A 20,204-nucleotide genomic window follows, 5' to 3' on the forward strand; every position below is an offset into this window, starting at 1 on the left:
GGCCGCCGTGCACATCGGGAGAAACCCTGATCTTTCGCCGCGGACCGGGTCGGGGTGCCCGCGGTCGGTTCAGGGTCGGACCCTGATGCGCGTCGGGCGGTCGGCGTGCCACCATCGATGTTGTGCAGCCGGTCCCGCGTGCCCTCCCCACAGGAGAGGCGCCCTACTCCCGCCTCGAGCGCCGTGTCGGCGGTCGGGTGGTCGGTGGTGTCGCGGGCGGGATCGCCGACCATCTCGGTATCGACGTCCTCAAGGTGCGGGTGGCGTTCGTGTTCCTCGCCGCGCTGGCCGGGGCGGGCATCGTCGCCTACGGGCTGCTGTGGATCTTCACCCCTCCCGGCTCGGACACCGAGCCGCCGAGCCCCATCGAGCGACGCCGGGCCCTCGGACTCGCGGTGATCGGACTGGCGCTGTCCGCGTCGTTGGCCTGGCTGTTCAGCGGTAGCGCGGCGTCGGTGATAGCCCCGGTGATCGTGGTGGCGGTCGGTGCTGCGCTGGTGTGGCGCGAGTTCGATTCGGGCGGGCCGCGTTCGGCGCTCGGGCTGCCACAGCGGCCGACGGTGCTGACCTGGGCGAGGGTGCTCGGCGGTGCCAGCCTCATCGTGATCGGCCTCGGCGTGGTGGTGATCGCGCGGGTCGACCTGAACTCGCTGCGGTCGTCGCTGCTGGCCGTGTTGGTGACGCTGATCGGAGCCGGGCTGCTGACCGTGCCGCTGTGGCTGCGGATGTGGCGGGATCTCGGTGACGAGCGGGCCGCCCGGATCCGGAACGAGGAGCGCGAGGAGATCGCCTCGCACCTGCACGATTCGGTGCTGCAGACGCTGGCGCTGATCCAGAAACAGGCCGACCGCCCCCAGGAGGTCACGCGCCTCGCGCGCGGCCAGGAACGCGAGCTGCGCAAGTGGCTGTTCGACGGCGGGGAGGCCGCGCACGCCAGTCTGGCCGAGGCGCTGCGGACCATCGCGGGTGAGGTCGAGGACCAGCACGGCATCACGGTGCGCCCGGTCACCGTCGGCGATGTCCGGCTCGACGTCGGCCCGGCCGAGTCGGGGCTGTCGAAGGAGAGCATCACGGCCTTGCTGGGCGCCACCCGTGAGGCACTGGTCAACGCCGCAAAGCATTCCGGCGAGACGAATGTCGACCTGTTCGCGGAGGCGGAGGCCGACGAGGTGAATGTGTTTGTGCGCGACCGCGGTACCGGCTTCGACGTGGACGCGGTGCCGGAGGATCGGCAGGGCCTGGCCAAGTCGATCAGGGCCCGGATCGAGCGCCGCGGCGGCGCGGTGGAGGTGCGTTCCACGGTGGGACGCGGCACCGAGGTGCGGATTCAGATGCCCCGCAACGGCAATGGGCACGACGGGCCGCCGAGCGACGAGGGTGCGGGGCCCACCGCGGAGGAGGTCGCTGTCCTAGAGTGGTCGCGACAGCTGATGCCGCATCCCGAGATCCAGCCCGAGTCCGATCCCCAGTCCCATCCCGAGGAGCAGCCCAGGTGAGCACCCCCACCGCCGCGTATCGCGTATTCCTGGTCGACGACCATGCCGTGTTCAGGTCCGGGGTGCGGGCCGAGCTCGGCTCGGAACCGGACATCGAGGTGGTCGGCGAGGCGGGCGGCGTCGCAGAGGCGATCGCAGGCATCAACGCGACGACGCCGGATGTGGTGCTCCTGGACGTGCACATGCCGGACGGCGGCGGGGTGGCCGTGCTCGGTGGCATCGCGGCGGGTCCGGTGTGCCTGGCGCTGAGCGTGTCCGATGCGGCAGAGGATGTCATCGCGGTGATCCGGGCGGGCGCGCGTGGCTACGTCACCAAGACCATCTCCGGATCCGAGCTCGCGGACGGGGTGCGCCGGGTGGCCGGTGGCGACGCGGTGTTCGGACCCAGGTTGGCGGGTTTCGTGCTCGATTCCTTCACGGGGAAATCGGCCGCCCCGGAGCCCCCGCTCGATCCCGAACTGGACTCGCTGACCCCGCGTGAGCTGGAGGTGCTACGGCTGCTCGCCCGTGGCTACACCTATCGCGAGATCGCCGAGGATCTGGTGATCTCGGTGAAGACGGTCGAGACCCACGCCTCGAACGTGCTGCGAAAGACCCAGCAGTCCAACCGGAATGCGCTCACCCGGTGGGCGCACCGGCGTCAGATCGACTGACTCGAGGCGAGTCAGTCGACCGGCGGTCACATCGTGATCAGTGCGATGGTCAGGACCACGACGGCGATGGCGGCGATCGCGATGAGCGTCAGCACGAGCGCCATCGGCGGGGTGGGGACGGACCGGCGCGACGGCGCCGGGGCCGACGGGTTCACGGCCAGGCTCGGCGGCCCGGGCACCCGGGGCCGGGGCGGGGGACATTGCCGAGCGGGACGTTCTGGTCGACCGCGGGCAGGCCAGCTATGGTGCTGGTTGGCAGCCGGTTCGAGCGGCGCACCTGCCCACCCGCGGCGCCGCGCCTGGCCCAGAACGGGACCGTGCCGTCGGCCTCGAGCAGCGGCGAGGCGAGGACGTAGGCGAGGTTGCCGCCCGCGCCTGCCGCGAGTGAGGCGAGAAGGTCGCGGGCCTCGCTCATGGTGGGCCTGCGGGAGGGGTCCGGCTCGAGCATGTGCAGCAGCGCGTCGGTGATCTCGGCGCTCTTGACCGGCCGCATGATCTCCGCCCTCGCCACCCGGTGCAACAGGGCGATGGAGTCCTCGTCGATGCCGAACGGCGGCTGTCCCTCGGTGGCCGTGTACAGCGTGGCGCCGAGCGAGAACACGTCCGAGGCCTCGGTGGGATCGCCTCCGCGCGCGACCTCCGGCGCGAAATAGGCCGGGGTGCCGGTGATCACGCCGGACTGGGTGGGGGTGGCGTCGCCCTTGGCCCTGGAGATGCCGAAGTCGCTGACCTTCACGGTGCCTGCCGCCCGTCCCCGGTCGGCGATGAGGATGTTGCCCGGCTTGATGTCGCGGTGCACGATGCCGGCCGCGTGCGCGTCGACAAGGGCGTCGGCCACCTGCGCCCCGATCTGCGCGACCTGGAGCGGCGGCAGGGTCTCGGTGACGTTGAGGGCCTGGGCCAGGCTGCGTGAGGGCAGGTACTCCATGACCAGCCAGGGGTCGCCGTGTTCGAGCGCGACGTCGTACATGGCGATCGCGTGGTCGTGCGACAACTTCGCCGCGATCCGGCCCTCGCGCATGGCCCGCGACCGGATCTCCTGCGCGGCCTCCTCGGTCAGCCCGGCCGTCGAGGTGACCTGCTTGATGGCGACCTCGCGGTGCAGCAGCGTGTCCTGTGCCAGCCAGACCGCGCCCATGCCGCCGCTGCCCAGCTTGGAGCGCAGTCGGTAGCGGCCAGCCACCAGGTAATCCGGTCCGACGCTCCGCTTCGACTGCTCTTGCTCCGTCACATCCGAGAGGTTAGTGGAGGGCTCGGCGGGTCGCCTCGAGCGGACGCTGAACTGGCGGTTTCCCCTCGTCTTGACGGATGTCGGGAGGAGGGTCTTTACTGAGAAGAGTTCGAATGCATGTTCGATGACCACGTCTTCCCCGTGGGTGATCGGCCGGCCGTGACGGCGGTGGAGCGAAGGTGGGAGACGGTGGTGTCGGTGGTTGGTGCGATGGCCGAGGTGGCCGATTCGGGACGGTCGGATCTGGCCGGGTTGTCGAGGCAGGAACGGCTCGAGCAGCTCCGGCGCCGGATGGCGGCCGTGCCAGCGCGGGGAGAATCGGTGGCCGCCCGGTCCGTGCCGCAGCCGGCCGAGGACCAGGGGCTCCCGCAGCAGGCCGGGTCAACGGGCATCCTCCCCGTTCCGCCCGCGCTGGCGTCGCTGCTGCCGCGCGGGGGGCTGGCGCGGGGCTCGGTGGTGTCCGTGTCGGGGGCGGGCTCGCTGTTGCTCGGCCTGCTCGCCTCGGTGACGGAGGCCGGCGGTCACGCGGCGGTGATCGGCCTGCCCCGGCTCGGTTTGCTGGCCGCCGCGGAGATGGGGGCCGAGCTGGGCAGGCTCGCGCTGATCCCGGACCCGGGGCCGGACCCGGTGGAGGTCGCGGCTGTCCTGCTCGACGGGCTGGACCTGGTGGTGCTGGGTCTCGGCGGGCTCGCGGTGCCGCCCTCTCGGGCGCGTGCGGTGGTGGCGCGGGCGCGGAGCAAGGGCTCGACCCTGGTGGTGACGGACGGGCACTGGGACGGCGCCGAGGTCCGGCTCGAGGCCAGGGTGTGCGGCTACGACGGGATGGGGCAGGGCGCCGAACTGGGGCGCGGGCGGCTGCGCGCGCTCCGGCTGGCGGTCAGCGCGAGGGGCCGGGCGTTCCAGCCCCGCACCACCCGTCTCGATCTGCGGCCGGTTCGCGGCCGGGTGGAGTGGACGGCGGAAACGGTGCGGCAGCCAGGGGTGTTCCCGGAAGCGGTGTCGCTGTGACCCCCGGTGAATCCGCGCGGGTGCTGGCGCTGTGGTGTCCCGACTGGCCCGCGATCGCGGCCGCGGCGGCGGCGGATCTGCCCCCGACGGAACCCGTCGCGGTGACGCTGGGCAATCGTGTCGTGGCCTGCTCGGCGACGGCACGGTCCGAGGGGGTGCGCAGGGGATTGCGCAAGAGGGAGGCGCAGGGGCGCTGCCCGGGGCTGCACGTGTTCCTGGTCGACGTGGGCAGGGACGCCCGGCTGTTCGAGCCGGTTGCCGCGGCGATCGACGCGGTGGCGCCGGGCGTGGAGGTGCTGCGGCCGGGGTTGCTGGTGCTCGCCGCGCGCGGGGTCAGCCGCTATTTCGGCTCCGAGCCCGCCGCCGCCGAGCGGCTGATCGACGAGGCCTCGGCGGCGGGGGTGGAGTGTCAGGTGGGGATCGCGGACGAGTTGTCCACCGCGGTGATCGCCGCCCGCAGGGCCGCCCTGGTCCCCCGGGGGCGGGTGCCGAGTTCCTCGCCCCGATCCCGGTGGCCGAGCTCGCGGCGGAGCCGAGCCTGGCGGCGAAGGGGCGCGCGGACCTGGTCGATCTGTTGCACCGGTTGGGTCTGCGGACCATCGGCGACTTCGCGGCGTTGACCCCGGTGGCGGTGGCGTCCCGGTTCGGATCCGACGCGGTGTCAGCGCACCGCAGCGCGCGGGGGAGCCCGAGCGTCCGCCGTCGGCGCGGCGGCTGCCACCGGACCTGGACGTCGAACAGCGCTGTGATCCACCGATCGAGCGGGTGGATGCGGCGGCCTTCGCGGGGCGGGCGCTGGCCGAGCGGCTGCACGCCAAGCTGTCCGCCGCGGCGGTCGCATGCACCAGGCTGCTGGTCCACGCGAGCACCGGTAACGGGGAACATCTTTCGCGGACCTGGCGGTGCGCGGAACCGCTCACCCCGAGGGCACGGCGGACCGGGTGCGCTGGCAGCTGGACGGCTGGCTCACCGGACGCAGCGAGTCGCGGCCGACGGCAGGCATCGAGGTGTTGCGCCTCGAGCCCGTGGAGGTGGTCGCGGCCGGCGCGCTGCAACTGGGATTGTGGGGCGGGGTCGGCGCCGAGGACGAGCGGGCCAGGCGGGCGCTGGTGCGCGTGCAGGGTCTGCTCGGGGGTGACGCGGTTCAGGTGGCGGTGCTCAGCGGCGGCAGGGGGCCGTTCGAGCGGGTCACCCTGTTGCCGCTCGGGGATGAGCTGAGACCGGCCGCGGACCCCTCCGCGCCCTGGCCGGGGCGGCTGCCCGAACCGTCGCCCTCGGCCGTGCTGTCGGGCCGGCCGCGGGTGGCGTTGGAGGGGGCGGACGGCGCGGCCGTGCTGGTCACCGAGCGCGGTGCGTTCAGTGTGGCGCCGGTCCGGCTGCGCTGGGGCAGGCGGGAGTGGGAGCTGCAGGGCTGGGCGGGGCCGTGGCCGGTGGACGAGCGTTGGTGGGATCCGGCGGCGGCGCAGCTGGCGGCAAGGGCGCAGGTGCTGCTGGACGAGCCGAGGGCGTTGCTGCTGATCTGTGCCGAGGGGGTCTGGACCGTGGAGGGCGTGTACGAGTGAGGTCCTCGTGCGCCACCTTGTCGGGTACCCCCTATGGGTATATGGTCGGATCATGACTTCGGATCGCGGAACTCATGCCGGACATCAGGCACCCGCCGAATATGCGGGGCACGGACACGATCAGGCGACGGTCGTCGGCGGCCACGAGGTGCACGATCACGGCCGCAACGGCCACGAAGGTCATGGTGGCCAGGACGGACAGGGAGGTCACGCGGGCCACGCCGGTCACGCTGATCACGTCGGGCAGTTCCGGCGGCTGTTCTGGATCATGCTCGCGATCGCCGTTCCTGTGGTGCTCGCCAACGCGATGTTCGCCGACCTGATCGGGTACACGCTGCCGCACAGCGGACCCGTCACCTGGATCTCGCCGGTCCTCGGCACGGTGATGTACGCCTGGGGTGGCAAACCGTTCCTCACCGGCGCGGTCGCCGAGATCAAGGCCCGCCAGCCCGGGATGATGCTGCTGATCGCGCTGGCCATCACCGTTGCGTTCATCGCGTCCTGGGGTGCGAGCCTCGGAATCCTGAACCACGAGTTGGACTTCTGGTGGGAGCTCGCGCTCCTCATCGTGATCATGCTGCTCGGACACTGGATCGAGATGCGCTCGCTGGGGCAGGCGTCGAGCGCGCTCGAATCCCTCGCGGCACTGCTGCCGGACGAGGCGGAGCGGCTCGACGGCGACGAGCCGGTCACCGTGCCGACCTCCGCGCTGACGACCGGCGACCTCGTCATCGTCCGGCCCGGCGGCCGGATCCCGGCGGACGGCACGGTCGTCTCCGGCGCGGCCGACGTGGACGAGTCGATGATCACCGGCGAGTCGGCGGCGGTCCGCCGCGCGGTGGGCGACCGGGTCGTCGCGGGCACGGTCACCACCGATTCGGCTCTGCGCGTGCAGATCACCGCGGTCGGGGACGACACCGCGCTCGCAGGCATCCAGCGGTTGGTGAGCGAGGCGCAGAGTTCGTCGTCGCGGGCCCAGGTGCTGGCGGACCGGGCCGCGGGCTGGCTGTTCTGGTTCGCGCTCGGCGCCGCGGTGCTCACCGCCGTCGCCTGGCTGATCCTCGGCACCCCCGAATCCGCGGTCACCCGCACCATCACGGTTCTCGTCATCGCCTGCCCGCACGCGCTCGGCCTGGCGATCCCGCTGGTCGTCTCCATCGCCACCGAGCGGGCGGCCCGCGCCGGTGTGCTCATCACGGACCGCAGGGCCCTCGAGTCGATGCGCACGGTCGACGCCGTGCTGTTCGACAAGACCGGCACCCTCACCAAGGGGGAGCCCGCCGTCGTCTCCGTCGCGGCTGCGCCTGGGCACACCGAGGACCAGGTCATCGAGCTGGCCGCCGCCGTCGAGCGCGACAGCGAGCACCCCCTCGGCCGGGCCATCGTCGCCGCGGCCGAGCAACGCGGACTGGTCGTACGGGCGGCCACCGCCTTCCATGCGCGCAACGGGGTGGGGGTCACCGGCACGGTCGCGGGCGCGGAGGTCAGCGTCGGTGGACCGGGAATGCTCGCGAGCCACGGCCTCGCCGCTCTGGCGCAGGCTGACGAGTGGTCGGGTCAGGGTTCGACTGTGCTGCACGTGATCCGGGACGGTGCGGTCGCCGGGGCTGTGGCCCTCGCCGACGAGATCCGCCCCGAATCGAAGCAGGCCATCGACGCCCTGCACGAGCGTGGCGTGCACGTCGCCATGATCACAGGGGACGCGGAGGCGGTTGCTCAGTCGGTCGCGCAGCGACTGGGAATCGACGAGGTCTTCGCCGGTGTCCTCCCTCAGGACAAGGGCGCCAAGGTCAAGGCCCTGCAGTCCGCAGGCCGCAAGGTCGCGATGGTGGGGGACGGCGTCAACGACGCGCCCGCGCTGGCACAGGCCGACGTGGGGATCGCGATCGGTGCGGGTACCGATGTGGCCATCGCGTCCGCGGGTGTCGTGCTCGCCAGCGACGACCCCCGCTCGGTGCTGTCGGTGATCGAACTCTCCCGTGCGACCTACCGGAAGATGATCCAGAACCTGAGCTGGGCGGCGGGGTACAACCTGATCTCGGTGCCGCTCGCGGCCGGGGTGCTCGCGCCATGGGGGTTCACCCTCCCGATGGAGGTCGGCGCGCTGTTGATGTCGGCCTCGACGGTCGTCGTCGCGATCAACGCGCAGCTGCTGCGGCGGCTGGACCTACGGCCCTCGGCCGTCCTCGCGAAGCGGCCTGGGTAACCTCACCACGTGGCCGCGGACGGGATGGCCGAGGCTTCGAAGGGCGGTTGCGCACGGTGATGCTGATGACCGCCACGACCGCCGACGACGTCGAGCTCTCCTTTCGCGATTCCGGTGGCGCCGACCCGGTTCCGGTGATCCTGGTGCACGGCATGGGCGGCGACAGTCACACCTGGGACCGGTTCGCCAGGACCCTTGTCGGGAGTGGGCGTCGGGTCATCGCCCTCGACCTGCGTGGCCACGGCCGCAGCGCGCACGCGCCGTCCTATCTGTTCCCCCAGTTCGGTGCCGACCTCCTGCATCTGTGCGACCACCTCCTTCTCGAACGGGTGGACCTGGTCGGGCACTCGCTCGGCGGGCACACGGCCTCGCTGGTCGCGCAGGCCCGCCCGGACCTGGTACGGCGGCTGGTCCTCGAGGAGGCGCCGCTCCCGCTCCGGACCGGCGAAACGCTGGGGCGGATGAGCAGCAGGCTGCCGACGCCGGTCGAACTCTGGCATGCCGTGACCGGGGTGATCCGACACCCGCGCGCGGTCCTCGCGTTCGACCGGTCGATGACCCGCAGCGCGCTGGCCCAGTTCCGCGAACCGAACCCGGTGTGGTGGCAGAACCTGTCCGAGATCACCGCCCCGACCCTCGTGATCAGCGGCGGTCCGGGTGGGATGGTCGATCCGGACCGGCTGGCCGCGGCAACGGCCGCCATCCCGCGGTGCGAGGCCATCACCATCAAGGTCGGCCACAGCGTGCACCGCGACCGGCCGAACCAGTTCGAGGCCGCCGTCACGGCGTTCCTCGCGGACTGATCGCCTGCCTCGGGGTCACCACCCCGCGCTGAACGAGTACCAGGGGCCGCGCAGGTGCCAGACCTGCACGCCCTCGCCCACCGGGTCGGGTGTCGCGGGCTCCCCGTCCGGCAGATAGGCCACACCGTCGTCGTCGAGGAAGCCGCTGTCGGAGACCACGAAGTAGACGTTGTCCCCGTGCGTGCGGACGTCCCGGACGTCGTAACCGCCGATCCGGCCGTCGAAGTCGGTCCGGTCGGTGCCGGACCGGATCTCCTCGACGGCCGCCGCGAAGTCCGACTGCGAGAGTTGCCACCGCGCCTGCAGTGGTGCGCCGAACACCAGCAGCGTGATGCTGCTCAACGTCACGAGCGGCACCGCGAGGATCCAATGGGACCAGGCATTGCGGCGCACGAGGAAGGTCGCGGTCTTGGCGGTCCAGCAGATCGCGATCAGCGCCGCGGGCCAGAGACAGAACAGGATCAGGATCCAGCTGTTCGGCGTCGGAAAGGTGAACGCCCACAACGCCGCCCCGCACACCAGCGCGGTGGTGGCCAGTAGCGACCATCCCGGCGGCCGATCCCAGAACGTCGCCCACCACTGCCGCATCCGCAGCCCCCCGTCGTCGGCCCCGACCCGAAACCCGGAGCCTACCCGCGGGGCCGCCAGCTTCCGGCTTGTCGCGCATAGGTGGCGGGTGGGGTCCCGACCGCCGCGGTGAACGCGCGGATCAGGTGCGCCTGGTCGCTGTACCCGAGCCGGTCGGCCAACTCCGCCCACACCACGGGGTGTCCGCTGTGCGCCTGCTCGGCGGCGTCGAGCAGGCGGTGGCGCTGGATCACCCATTTGGGCCCGATGCCGACGTATTCGGTGAACATCCGTTGCAGACTGCGCACGCTCATCCCGGCCAGCGCGGCCACCTCGTCGACCCGGTGAATGCTCGGGTCGTGCTCGATCCGCTCCATCAGCGCGGCGACGCGCTCGGCGGACGGATCGCGTTCCGGCCGCACGGCTTCGAGGTAGTCCTCGACGAGCGTGGTCATCTCGTCGTCGTCGACCGTGTCGAGCGCCGCGGCCGCGACCGGGCCGTCCTCCCGACCGAGGAGGTCCCCGGCGGGCAGCACGGTGCCCTCGAGCGCGCCGACGCTCGACCGTAGGAACGGACGGAATCCGCCCGCCAGGAACGCCACACCGATCACGTGCCCGGTTCCCAACAGCTTCCTGCTGAACGGATCGCGGCTCACCCCGTGCACGAGCAGTCGGCCGTCCTCGGCGGCCATGTGGATCCTCGGCTGCGGGAGCACCTGCTGTTCGTGCGCGCCGTCGACGGCCCAGTGCACGATCCAGATGTACTCGACGAAGGGTGCCAGCGACTCTCGGGGTGCCGCCGCGCGACGGTGAACCGCTCAGCGGCCTCGTCGGGGTGCAGCACCGCCTCCGGTGTGCCGTGGGGTGGGGTCGATTCGGTCATCGCCCTCGATCCTACGATCGGGATATGACACTGACTGCGCTCGACGGCAAGCTCATCGGCTGGTCCGCCGCGTACCTGATCTCGCAGGCCAACATCGCGCGATTGCTCGGCCCCGCCGGGTCCAAACTCCTCAAGACCCAGACCGCGCTGTCCGCGCGGGCCTATCGGGACGTCCTCGACAGCATGGACGAGGCGGAGACGGCCCGGTTCCGCAGTCATTTCGGGCCGGACATGATCCATCCGGTCATCTACGGGGTCGCGCTGTGCACGGGGGCCAAGCGGCTGGGCCAGCTCACCGAGCTGTCTCCGGCCACCCGCCGCGCGCTGTACGCGGCCCCGGTCGTCGCCGCGGCCGCGGACTACGTGGAGAACGTGGTCGACCTGTACCTGCTCGACCACCGCGACCGCATCACCGACCCGGTGGTGCGCGCGACGTCGACGGTCAGCATCACCAAGTGGGTGCTGAGCCTCGGTACGCTCGCGTACCTGTCGCAGCGCTTCGTGCGGGTGTGGGCGGGCATGGCGACCGGTCGCCGGTAGCGGCGCGTTTGTTCAAGACCCTGTCGGGGTCGCCGCCTACGGTCGGACCATGGCAGGAAACACCCCCAGTCGCTCCGCTCTCCCCGCAGAACGCAGCATTGAGCACTTCCCGGACCAGGCGAGCTTCCGCGAGTGGCTGGCCGCGCACCACGACAGCTCACCCGGCATCTGGCTCAAGTTCGCGAAGAAGGGGTCGGCCCAGACCAGCCCCAGTTGGGACGAGGCCGTCGAGGTCGCGCTGTGCTTCGGCTGGATCGACGGTCAGGCCCGCAAGTGCGACGACGACTTCTCGCTGCGCGGTTTCACCCCCGGCGTAGGCGCAGCCCGTGGTCGAAGCGGAACCGGGAGAAGGCCGAGCGACTGATCGCGGAGGGAATGGTGCAGCCGTCGGGGCTGGCGGAGATCGAGGCGGCCAGGGCCGACGGCCGCTGGGAGCGGGCCTACGACGGGCAGTCCACCGCGACCGTGCCGCAGGACTTCCTGGACGCGCTGGCCCTGGTCCCGCGGCGGAGGAGTTCTTCGGCACCCTGAACAAGGTCAACCGCTTCGCGGTCTGCTACCGCCTGCAGGAGGCGAAGAAGCCGGAGACCCGCACCCGCCGGATCGAGAAGTTCGTGCAGATGTTCGCCGAGGGCAAGAAGATCCATGGGTGACGCCGCGGGCACAATGGTCGGGTGACCGCTCCAGCCCCCGCACCGACCTGCTCCGCGCTCTCCGCGACGGACGAGCCGCTTCCCGGGACCGCGGCGCACGTCACCGGCTGGCTGTGCCTCGAACACCCCGGCGCCTGGGGCCGCGACGTGCTCGGCGGTGAGGTGCTCGGGCCCGAGCTGTCGGCGGAACTGGAACGACGGACCGAGGCCGCGGGCGTTCGGCTGCTGCTGATCCGCAGGCCGGGCCGGGCCACGGCCCCGCCGGCAAGGCGCACCGTGCTGATCGGGCGGTCGGATCCGTCCGGTGCCTGGTGCGAGCGGCTGGAGGTGGCCGATCCCGCCGCCCTGCTGGACCTCGATCTCGAGCTGCCCGCGTCCGCGCCGGGTGTCGGGCGGCCGGTGACCGACCCGGTGACCCTGGTGTGTGCGCACGGCAAGCGCGACCAGTGCTGCGCGGTGCTCGGCAGGCCGATCGCGGCGGAGCTGTCGGCGCGGTTCGGGGATTCGGTGTGGGAGTGCTCGCACACCGGCGGTCACCGGTTCGCGCCGTCGATGATCCTGCTCCCGACCGGGTACACCTACGGACGGCTCGGCGCGCGACAGAGCGTCGAGGCGGTGCTCGCGGCCGGTCGCGGTGAGGTCCAGCTCGAGGGGCTGCGCGGCCGGAGCTGCTGGGACTCGGCCGGGCAGGTCGCAGAAATCGCGGTGCGGGAGCAGGTTTCGGCGAGCGCCTCGGACCTCACGGTGGACGAGTCCGGCGCGCTGCCGGTGGTCCGCCACCGCGACGGGCGGGCCTGGGTGGTCGAGCTGTCGCGGACCGAACTGCAGGCGCGCCCGCCGAGCTGTGGCGCCGCGTCGAAGGCCGTCGTCGCGCTGGTCGCGGAATCGGTCCGGCCGCTTGCCGCGTGATCGCCGCTGTCCCTGCGACACTGGGGTGCATGTCCGAGAACAGTGAACTGCCGCGGTACCGCGTCCTCACCGGGCCCGACGACGCCGAGTTCTGCCTGCGGGTCAGCGCCGCCCTCGACGCCGGCTACGACCTGCACGGATCGCCCGCCGTCACCTTCGACGGGGACCGGGTCATCGTGGCGCAGGCGCTGATCCGTCCGCGCTAGCCCGACCGCCCCGCCTCACCAGTGGGTGCCGGGCACCACGCGGGCGATCCGTCGTCCCACCTTCGAGACGGTGGAATGCCTCGGTTTCGCCGCGGGTGCCGCCGCGGGCGGTGCGACGGGGACGGCACCGCCGTTCTCGGTCACACCCTTGGCGGCGGGGGAGTCCGGGAACGCCCGGTACATCCGGTGCAGCACCCGGTCCTTGACGCCGGGCGCGAACAGCTGCCCGTACTCGCCGAGGGTGCCAAGCGGGTCGTCGATCCGCTTGGGGCGCTCGATCAACCCGCGAACCACCATCGCCGCGGCCTTCTCCGGGCTGATGACCTTGCCGATGTTCGCCTTCCCGGACGGGGTGATCATGGGGGTCTCGACGAGCGGCATGTGGATGGTGGTGAAGGTGATGCCTGCCGAAAGTGTCTCGGAGGCAATGGTGTCGGTGAACCCGTCGAGGGCGGCCTTGCTGGCGACGTAGGCGGAGAACCGGGGCGTGTGGCTCTGCACGGCGGCGCTGGAGATGTTCACGACATGCCCGAAGCCGCGCTCGCGCATCTGGGGGAGCAGCGCCAGGACCAGCCGGACCGCGCCGAAGTAGTTGACGGCCATGGTGCGTTCGTAGTCGTGCAGCCGGTCGGTGGAGGCGAACACGCTGCGGCGGATCGATCGGCCGGCGTTGTTGACCAGCATGTCGACGTGGTCGTGCTCGTCGAGGATGGTCTTGACGGTCTGGTCGACCGATTCCCCGTCGGTGATGTCGCAGGGGTACCCGAACGCGGCGCCGCCCTCGGCCCGGATCTCGGCGACGGTGGCCTCGAGTTCCTCGGCGCCGCGGGCCAGCAGCAGCACGGTCGCGCCCTTGGCGGCGACCGCGCGCGCCGAGGCGCGCCCGATCCCCGATGACCCGCCGGTGATCATCACGTGCCTGCCGGCCAGGGGGCCGGGCCTGCGGTTGCGGGCCGGGTCGAGGTTGCGTTCCCAGTAGGACCACAGGGTGCCTGCGTAGGAACCGAAGGGCGGCACGGTGATCCCGGTGCCGCGGAGCGCCTCCTGGGTCTTGGCGGAGTCGAAGGTGGTGGGCAGCGTGAGGTGGTCGAGGATGACCGGCGGGATGCCGAGCCTGCCAAGCACCACGTTCCTGGCGGCCTTGACGCTGCGCAACGGCGGTCGCATCACCGGGGCTGCGACGACGCCGGGCAGGTCGGCCACCGGGTGCGGGGCGCCCGAGGCCTGGGCCAGGGCCGCGTACACCTCGCGCATCTGCTGCGGTTCGGGGTTCACCAGGTGGAACGCCTCGCCGTCGTGGCCGGGCGCCAGCATCAGCGCGACGATGGCCTTGGCCACGAAGTCGACGGGGACCAGGTTGGTGGCGCCGAGGCTGGGCACCGCAACCGGGAGTCGGGAGGGCAGCTTGGCGAGCCCGGCAATGGCGGGGAACAGGTAGTACGGCCCGTCGATCTTGTCCATCTCGCCGGTGGTCGAATCCCCGACGACCGCGGCGGGGCGGTACACCCGCCAGGTCAGCCCGGGAGCCTCGCGCACGAGCTTCTCGGCCTCGAACTTGGTCCGGTGATACGCGGTGGGGAAGCCCTGGCCGAGATCGAAGTCGTCCTCGGTGAACGTGCCCCTGTAGTCGCCGGCGATCGCGATCGAGGACACGTGGTGCAGGGTGGCGCCGGTGCGCCGGGCGAGCTCGATGACCGACCTGGTGCCCTCGACATTGGTGCTCGCCTGCTCGTCGCCCGCGGTCATGTCGTAGATCGCGCCGAGGTGCAGGAGGTGGTCGGCAGAGGGCGGTGCGGCGGCGAGGCCGAGCCCGGGCTCGGTGAGGTCGCCGATCAGCGGGTGCACCCGGTCGCCGCCCTCCCAGCCGGCGGCCAGGCGCTCGAGCCGGTCCGCCGAGGCCGGTCGCACCAGCACGTGCACCTGGGCGTCGGGGTCGCGGCGCAGCAGCAGCGCGAGCACGTTGCGGCCGAGGAACCCGGTCCCGCCGGTCACGATGTAGGTCGACATCAGCTCTCCTCCTGCATAGGGCTACGCCAGTTAACTTACTCCGAAGTAAGAACGTGCGAAAGGCCCTGACGGAGGGAACTTCAGTGCCCGATGCCGACCTTCTCGTGCAGCTTGCGCATCCAGGCCGGTGCCCACCAGTTCGCATCGCCCATCAGCTTGACCAGCGACGGGACCAGCAGCATCCGGACGACGGTCGCGTCGATGATCAGCGCCAGGATCATGCCGACGCCGAGGAACCGCATGATCGACAGCCCGGAGATCGTGAAGGCGCCGGTCACGATGATCAGCAGCGCCGCCGCTGTGGTCACGATCCGGCCGGTTCGCTCGGCGCCGAACCGCACGGCCTCCTCGGTGGTCGCCCCGTTCGCCCTCGCCTCGACCATCCTCGACATGAGGAACACCTCGTAGTCGGTGGAGAGGCCGAACACCACCGCGAGGATCAGGACCACGAAGGTCGCCTCGAGCGGAGCCGGGGTCACGTCGAGCAGTTCGGCGCCGTGACCGTTCTGGAAGATCCAGGTCAGCACGCCGAACGTGGCGGCCATGCTCAGCCCGGCCATCGCCACCGCCTTGATCGGCAGGACCACCGACCCGAACGCGAGGAACAGCAGCACGAGGGTCGAGCCGACCATGATCGCGAGCATCAGGGGCAGCTTCGCGGTGACCGCGGCGTTGCCGTCGTCGACGAGGGCGGCGCCGCCGCCGACCAGCACGTCGACGCCTGCCGGGGCAGGGATGGCCCGCACATCGCGGACGACCTGGCCGGGAGTTGCCCCCTCGGCGTAGGTCGCGGACAGGACCGCGAAATCGTCGGCCGCCGCGACCATCCGCGCCGCGGCAACACCGTCGACGGCCCGCACCTGCGCGCCGACCTCGCTGAGCTGGGCGGTGGTGGGCGGCGCCCCGTTCTCGCCGCGCACCATCACCGTCGCGGCCTCACCGGTGGTGGGGAACTCGGTGGACAGCGTGTCTGCCGCGGTGCGGGCCGGGTCGTTCGGCGGCAGGGCGGTGTAGGTGACCTCGCCGAGGCTCGCGCCGAACAGCGGGGCGGCCAGCAGCAGCAGGCCCGCGGTGATGGTCACCGCCACCGTGGCCGGCCTGCGCATCACCTTGGTGACCACACCGCCCCAGAACTTGCGGGCCCGCTCCTCGCCGCGTTCGACGGTTCCGCGCCGCCACGCGAGCGAGTTGATCCGGTGGCCGAGGACCGCGAGCAGCGCGGGCACCGCGGTGAGGGAGAGCACCGCGGCCCCGGTCACGGCGGCGATTGCACCGAAGCCGAGCGAACGGATGACCGCCTGCGGGAACACCAGCATGCCTGCGAAGGCGCAGACCAACAGCAATCCGGAGAACATCACGGTGCGGCCGGCGGTGTCGACCGTGCGGCGCACCGCGGCGCCCGGTTCGGTGCCCGATGCCAGCTCCTCTCGGAAGCGGCTGACGATGAACAGGCCGTAGTCGATGGCCAGGCCGAGACCGAGCAGGGAGGCGACGTTGATCGAGAACGAACTGACCTCGGTGACGGTGGTGAGCAGCCGCAGGATCGCCAGCGCGCTGAGCACCGCGAGCATTCCGACGAACACCGGGACGGCCGCGGCCGTGACGGTGCCGAAGACGACCACCAGGAGCAGCAGGGTGATCGGCAGCGCGATGGCCTCCGCGCGCACCAGGTCCTCCTGCAGATGGACGTTGAACGAGTACCCGACGACGGTGCCGCCCGCGAACTCGGTGTCGATGCCGGGTGGGGTGAGCGCCGCGGTCATCTTGTCGAGCTCGGTGAACTCCGCGCCCGCGTCCCAGTCGATCGAGATCGTCGCGAGGGCCTTGGTGCCGTCGTTCGAGGTCATCAGCTTCGCGGTGTTCGGGTCGACGGACCAGTACGACGCGGTGGCGAGGGTGGGTACCTGGTCGCGGAAGGCCGCCAGGTTCTGTTCGACCTCGGGGCCGATGTCCGCGAGGGTCTTGCCCTCGGGCGCGGTGTAGATCGCGACGATGTCCGGCGCCTGCGGGCCGAACTTCTCGTTGACCAGCGAGCTGACCTGTGCCGCTTCGCTGTTCGGGTCGATGTAGCCGCCCTGGCTGAGCTTGCTGAACACCCCGAGTCCCCAGAGTCCGCTGATCACGACGGCGAGCACCGTCAGGATCAGGACCCACCATTTCCGGGAGACGACGAATTTGGCCCAGCGCGTCATGTAGGACTCTCTCGGATCAGGGGGTCGGATGCGCCCCGACTCTACCGATGGCCCGCGTGGGGCTTCCCCTGGTGCCCGGCCGCCGAAACGCGGAGAGTGGACCCATGGGCATTCCGGATGTCATGTCGGGATGGCGGGTCCGCGAGCCCGGGCCGATGCGCGGCGAGCCGGTGGAGCTCGCGGAGCTACCGGTGCCGGAACCGGGCCCCTCGGAGCTGCTGGTGCGGGTGCGGGTGTGCGGGGTCTGCCGCACCGACCTGCACGTGGTCGAGGGCGATCTGCCCGTGCATCGCCACCACGTGGTGCCCGGCCACGAGGCGGTGGGCGAGGTGGTCGGGTGGGGCGACGAGGCCGGCTCGGACTTCGGTCTCGGCGACCGGGTCGGGATCGGGTGGCTCCGGCGGACCTGCGGCGAGTGCCGGTACTGCCGCCGGGGTCGGGAGAACCTCTGCCCGCACTCGCGGTACACGGGATGGGACGTCGACGGCGGGTACGCGGAGTTCGCCACCGTGCCCGCGGCGTTCGCGCACCGGCTGCCCGACGGCTACCTGGACGAGGAGCTGGCGCCCCTGCTGTGTGCCGGGATCATCGGTTACCGGGCGTTGACGTGTGCGGACGTGCCGGCGGGCGGACGTCTGGGCATCTACGGCTTCGGCGGCAGCGCCCATCTCGCGGCGCAGGTCGCGTTGGCTCGGGGCGCCGAGGTCCACGTGATGACGAGAGGGGAGCGGGCCAGGGAGCTGGCGCTCGAGCTCGGCGCCGCCTCGGCCTCCGGCGCCGCGGATCCGCCGCCGGTGCCGCTCGACTCGGCGATCCTGTTCGCCCCGGTCGGCGATCTGGTCCCGACCGCGCTGGCGGCCCTGGATCGGGGCGGGACGCTGGCCGTCGCGGGCATTCACCTCTCCGACATCCCGCCTCTGAACTATCAGCGGCACCTGTTCCAGGAGCGCACGCTGCGATCGGTCACGGCCAACACCCGCGCCGACGCCCGCGAGTTCCTGGAGTTCGCGGGGACACATCGGCTGCTGGTCAGTGCGATGGGGTACTCGCTCGACGAGGCCGACCGGGCGCTGTCGGACCTGAAGGAGGGACGGGTGACCGGCGCGGCGGTGCTCATCGTGTGAGGCCTTGTCTCTGCCTTCTGCCCGGCCCGGCCACGAGCCAGATCGCAAGCAGGAGCTCGCCGATGAAGGTGAACGCACCTATCTTCTGGAGGGAACCTCCGGACAGCACCGCGGCGACGCTGTCGAAGGCGTAGCCGAAGCCCGCCACGGCCACCAGGACCGCCAGGGATCTGGGCACGAAGCCCGACCGGAAGGCCAGCGTGCCGAACGCGAGCAGGTGCAGGCCGAAGAAGAACAGACCGATGTCCCAGATGTCGTGGAACGCCTCGACTCCCAGGAGCACCTGGGCATCGCGCTGGTCGGCGCCCAACGCGGCGGCCGAATCGGCGTCGAGAAGTCGGAGCACTCCGACGAGCTGGGCGACGGCGACCAGGAACACCCCCGCGTATCCGAGTCGGAACATCGCCGCCAGCATCGAGATCGCCCTATCGGCCGGGAGCAGCACCGCATAGAGCGCCCACGCGACCACCACGTCGAGCGCGGCCACCAGGACCAGGCTCACGATCCCGAGCCGGAACGCACCCGCCGAGTCCGTGAGGTCCCTGGCCGTCTGCGTCGCGTCGCCTGGGGTCACCAGGCCGTCGACGGCGACGGGAATGGCGAACGCGGCGAGCGCGGCCATGAGCAGCAGCCCGACCCCCGCGACGAGGCAGGCGCGGCGCCACGACTGGTCCTGCGCCGCCGCTACGCCCTCGTGCGGGAGGGCGGCGCGGACGCTGGTCATGCGCCCACCGAGGTGACGGGCTCGCGGTCCGGTCCGGCCGCCCGCGTCGAGGGAGTGTGGAATCCCTTGGCGATCAGGAGGATCGGCAGGATCAGCTCGAACAGACCGCCGGGGACGTACATCAGCATCCCGGGACCGGAGTCGAGAGTGGCGATGTCGAGCAGGCCCGCCGGGATGGCGAGGAGCAGGACGCCGTAGCCGACGAGGCCGAGCCAGGCGAGCCAGACGGGAACGAGCCGGGCCCGGAGCAGGACGAAGGACAGGACCAGTCCTGCGATGCCGGAGAAGAGGTAGACGAGCAACTCGTACTGCTCGAACAGCGACTTCGTGGCGAGGAGGTAGACGCCCACCGCACCGATCGCCAGGCACTCGAGGCACCGGGCGACCAGGTAGGCGGTGGCGAGGGTCGTGCTGTACCGACCAAGGGTTCGCCGCAGGGCGAGGCCGATGCCGACGACGGCGAGGCCACAGAGGGTCTGGAGCAGTACGCCCGCGACCAGGCTGCCGGTCCTGCCGGTCCCTGTGGAGAAGTACGCCTGGATCAGGGCGTCGCCGACCAGGAACGTCGCGGTGGAGAAGAGGAACAACGCGCCGACCGTGCGGGCGGTACCTCTGCTCGTTGTGTCGGTGCCATGGCGGTCGCGGTGTGTGTGGGTTGTCGTCATGACGTCTTCCTCGGGAATGGAGAGGTGAGACTTACGGTGTAAGTAGTTCTACGCTTACAGGGTAAGTGCGTCAAGGGAGAGGGGGAGGCATGGCACCTCAGGGGACTGCGCGCGGGACACGTGGCCGGCTGAGTCGGGACGAGGTGCTACGGGCCGCCGTCGCGTACGCCGACGAGCACGGGATCGCGTCACTGAGCATGCGCAAGCTCGGCGAGGCGCTCGCCGTCGAGGCGATGTCCCTCTACAACCACGTGGCCAACAAGGACGACCTGCTCGACGGGATGGTCGACCACGTCTTCGGCGAGATCGTGATGGACCCGGGCGCATCCGGCTGGAGGCAGGCGATGCGACTGCGCGCGATCTCGGCACGCGAGGTGCTGTCGCGTCATCGTTGGGCGATCGGGCTCCTGGACTCGAGGAGCAGTCCCGGCCCGGCGACGCTGCGGCATCACGACGCCGTCCTCGGGAGTCTTCGAGCAGGCGGCTTCTCGGTTCCGATGGCCGCGCACGCGTTCGCCGTCCTCGACAGCTACATCTACGGTTTCGCGTTACAGGAGGCCGCTCTTCCCTTCGAGGGTCCGCAGGAGACCGAGGACTTGGCGCAGGCCATTCTGGAAGGAATGCCTGCCGACGAGTTCCCGCACCTCACCGAGCTGGCCGTGGAGCACGTGCTGCAACCCGGCTACGAATTCGGCAGCGAGTTCGAGTTCGGCCTCGACCTGATCCTCGACGGCCTGGAGAGGGCTTCCGTTGCCGGTTGACTCCTGCGCCCAGC

General features: G+C 71.5%; 18 protein-coding genes and 2 pseudogenes. 12 read left to right on the forward strand and 8 right to left on the reverse strand.

Annotation, left to right across the window (positions count from 1 at the left end; all coding sequences use genetic code 11):
- Positions 1-122 precede the first annotated feature (122 nt).
- Both BTZ20_RS07275 and BTZ20_RS07280 read left to right on the forward strand, forming a co-directional pair.
- Entirely contained in the window at positions 123-1,496 is a 1,374-nt protein-coding gene (locus tag BTZ20_RS07275) for an ATP-binding protein (protein WP_083742573.1), read from the forward strand.
- Entirely contained in the window at positions 1,493-2,149 is a 657-nt protein-coding gene (locus BTZ20_RS07280) for a response regulator (protein ID WP_077040898.1), read from the forward strand. Before BTZ20_RS07275 ends, BTZ20_RS07280 begins: the two co-directional genes overlap by 4 nt.
- Before the next feature lie 26 nt (positions 2,150-2,175).
- On the opposite strand, the gene BTZ20_RS28950 is transcribed toward BTZ20_RS07280, so the two are convergent.
- A complete protein-coding gene (locus tag BTZ20_RS28950) occupies positions 2,176-2,304 on the reverse strand; it encodes a hypothetical protein (RefSeq protein WP_262982553.1) in 129 nt (42 codons plus the stop codon).
- On the reverse strand, positions 2,301-3,380 hold the full coding sequence (locus BTZ20_RS07285; protein ID WP_083742574.1) for a serine/threonine-protein kinase: 1,080 nt from the start codon (positions 3,378-3,380) through the stop codon (positions 2,301-2,303). The genes BTZ20_RS28950 and BTZ20_RS07285 overlap by 4 nt, the downstream gene beginning before the upstream one ends.
- A 210-nt stretch (positions 3,381-3,590) precedes the next feature.
- On the opposite strand from BTZ20_RS07285, the gene BTZ20_RS07290 reads away from it, so the two are divergent.
- The 4 genes and pseudogenes from BTZ20_RS07290 (at position 3,591) to BTZ20_RS07305 (ending at position 8,959) form a co-directional block, all read left to right on the forward strand.
- Entirely contained in the window at positions 3,591-4,388 is a 798-nt protein-coding gene (locus BTZ20_RS07290; protein ID WP_077043549.1) for a hypothetical protein, read from the forward strand.
- Positions 4,385-5,950 (forward strand): annotated as a pseudogene (locus tag BTZ20_RS07295) (DNA polymerase Y family protein). Before BTZ20_RS07290 ends, BTZ20_RS07295 begins: the two are co-directional and overlap by 4 nt.
- A gap of 52 nt (positions 5,951-6,002) precedes the next feature.
- Positions 6,003-8,156 carry a copper-translocating P-type ATPase gene (locus BTZ20_RS07300; protein ID WP_083742575.1) on the forward strand — a complete coding sequence of 718 codons (2,154 nt, stop codon included), beginning with the start codon at positions 6,003-6,005 and terminating at the stop codon, positions 8,154-8,156.
- 59 nt (positions 8,157-8,215) lie between these two features.
- Positions 8,216-8,959 carry an alpha/beta fold hydrolase gene (locus tag BTZ20_RS07305; RefSeq protein ID WP_145982453.1) on the forward strand — a complete coding sequence of 248 codons (744 nt, stop codon included), beginning with the start codon at positions 8,216-8,218 and terminating at the stop codon, positions 8,957-8,959.
- A gap of 15 nt (positions 8,960-8,974) precedes the next feature.
- On the opposite strand, the gene BTZ20_RS07310 is transcribed toward BTZ20_RS07305, so the two are convergent.
- Both BTZ20_RS07310 and BTZ20_RS07315 read right to left on the reverse strand, forming a co-directional pair.
- Positions 8,975-9,547: a hypothetical protein gene (locus tag BTZ20_RS07310; RefSeq protein WP_077040899.1), complete on the reverse strand. Its 573-nt coding sequence runs from the start codon at positions 9,545-9,547 to the stop codon at positions 8,975-8,977.
- A 41-nt stretch (positions 9,548-9,588) separates the two neighbouring features.
- A complete protein-coding gene (locus BTZ20_RS07315; RefSeq protein WP_223263670.1) occupies positions 9,589-10,278 on the reverse strand; it encodes an AraC family transcriptional regulator in 690 nt (229 codons plus the stop codon).
- 155 nt (positions 10,279-10,433) lie between these two features.
- On the opposite strand from BTZ20_RS07315, the gene BTZ20_RS07320 reads away from it, so the two are divergent.
- From BTZ20_RS07320 to BTZ20_RS07335, 4 genes and pseudogenes are all read left to right on the forward strand, one after another.
- Complete coding sequence (locus BTZ20_RS07320; protein ID WP_077040900.1) at positions 10,434-10,949, forward strand: hypothetical protein; 516 nt, start codon at positions 10,434-10,436, stop codon at positions 10,947-10,949.
- Positions 10,950-10,998: 49 nt separating this feature from the next.
- Positions 10,999-11,602: pseudogene (locus tag BTZ20_RS07325) on the forward strand (YdeI/OmpD-associated family protein).
- A gap of 21 nt (positions 11,603-11,623) precedes the next feature.
- Positions 11,624-12,511 carry a sucrase ferredoxin gene (locus tag BTZ20_RS07330; RefSeq protein WP_077040901.1) on the forward strand — a complete coding sequence of 296 codons (888 nt, stop codon included), beginning with the start codon at positions 11,624-11,626 and terminating at the stop codon, positions 12,509-12,511.
- A gap of 29 nt (positions 12,512-12,540) precedes the next feature.
- Positions 12,541-12,717 (forward strand): DUF1737 domain-containing protein, encoded by a 177-nt coding sequence (locus BTZ20_RS07335; RefSeq protein WP_077043552.1) that lies wholly within the window; start codon positions 12,541-12,543, stop codon positions 12,715-12,717.
- Positions 12,718-12,732: 15 nt separating this feature from the next.
- Here the strand turns inward: BTZ20_RS07335 and BTZ20_RS07340 are convergent, their stop codons facing one another.
- Together BTZ20_RS07340 and BTZ20_RS07345 are read right to left on the reverse strand one after the other, a co-directional pair.
- Positions 12,733-14,724 (reverse strand): SDR family oxidoreductase, encoded by a 1,992-nt coding sequence (locus tag BTZ20_RS07340; protein ID WP_077040902.1) that lies wholly within the window; start codon positions 14,722-14,724, stop codon positions 12,733-12,735.
- 80 nt (positions 14,725-14,804) lie between these two features.
- Entirely contained in the window at positions 14,805-16,916 is a 2,112-nt protein-coding gene (locus BTZ20_RS07345; RefSeq protein WP_077040903.1) for an MMPL family transporter, read from the reverse strand.
- A 122-nt stretch (positions 16,917-17,038) separates the two neighbouring features.
- Between BTZ20_RS07345 and BTZ20_RS07350 the strand changes: the two genes are divergently transcribed.
- Positions 17,039-18,040 carry a zinc-binding alcohol dehydrogenase family protein gene (locus BTZ20_RS07350; RefSeq protein WP_077043553.1) on the forward strand — a complete coding sequence of 334 codons (1,002 nt, stop codon included), beginning with the start codon at positions 17,039-17,041 and terminating at the stop codon, positions 18,038-18,040.
- On the opposite strand, the gene BTZ20_RS07355 is transcribed toward BTZ20_RS07350, so the two are convergent.
- The gene (locus BTZ20_RS07355) at positions 18,030-18,764 is read right to left on the reverse strand and encodes a DUF4386 domain-containing protein (protein ID WP_077040904.1); all 735 of its coding nucleotides are present in this window, start codon (positions 18,762-18,764) and stop codon (positions 18,030-18,032) included. The genes BTZ20_RS07350 and BTZ20_RS07355 overlap by 11 nt on opposite strands.
- Positions 18,761-19,429, reverse strand: coding sequence for a DUF4386 domain-containing protein (locus BTZ20_RS07360; protein ID WP_077040905.1), 669 nt, complete (start codon positions 19,427-19,429; stop codon positions 18,761-18,763). Before BTZ20_RS07360 ends, BTZ20_RS07355 begins: the two co-directional genes overlap by 4 nt.
- 89 nt (positions 19,430-19,518) lie before the next feature.
- Between BTZ20_RS07360 and BTZ20_RS07365 the strand changes: the two genes are divergently transcribed.
- The gene (locus tag BTZ20_RS07365; protein WP_077040906.1) at positions 19,519-20,190 is read left to right on the forward strand and encodes a TetR/AcrR family transcriptional regulator C-terminal domain-containing protein; all 672 of its coding nucleotides are present in this window, start codon (positions 19,519-19,521) and stop codon (positions 20,188-20,190) included.
- The last annotated feature ends 14 nt before the right edge of the window (positions 20,191-20,204 follow it).

The organism is Rhodococcus sp. MTM3W5.2 (assembly GCF_001984015.1).
In the GTDB taxonomy this organism is placed as follows: Bacteria; Actinomycetota; Actinomycetes; order Mycobacteriales; family Mycobacteriaceae; genus Rhodococcus_G; species Rhodococcus_G oryzae.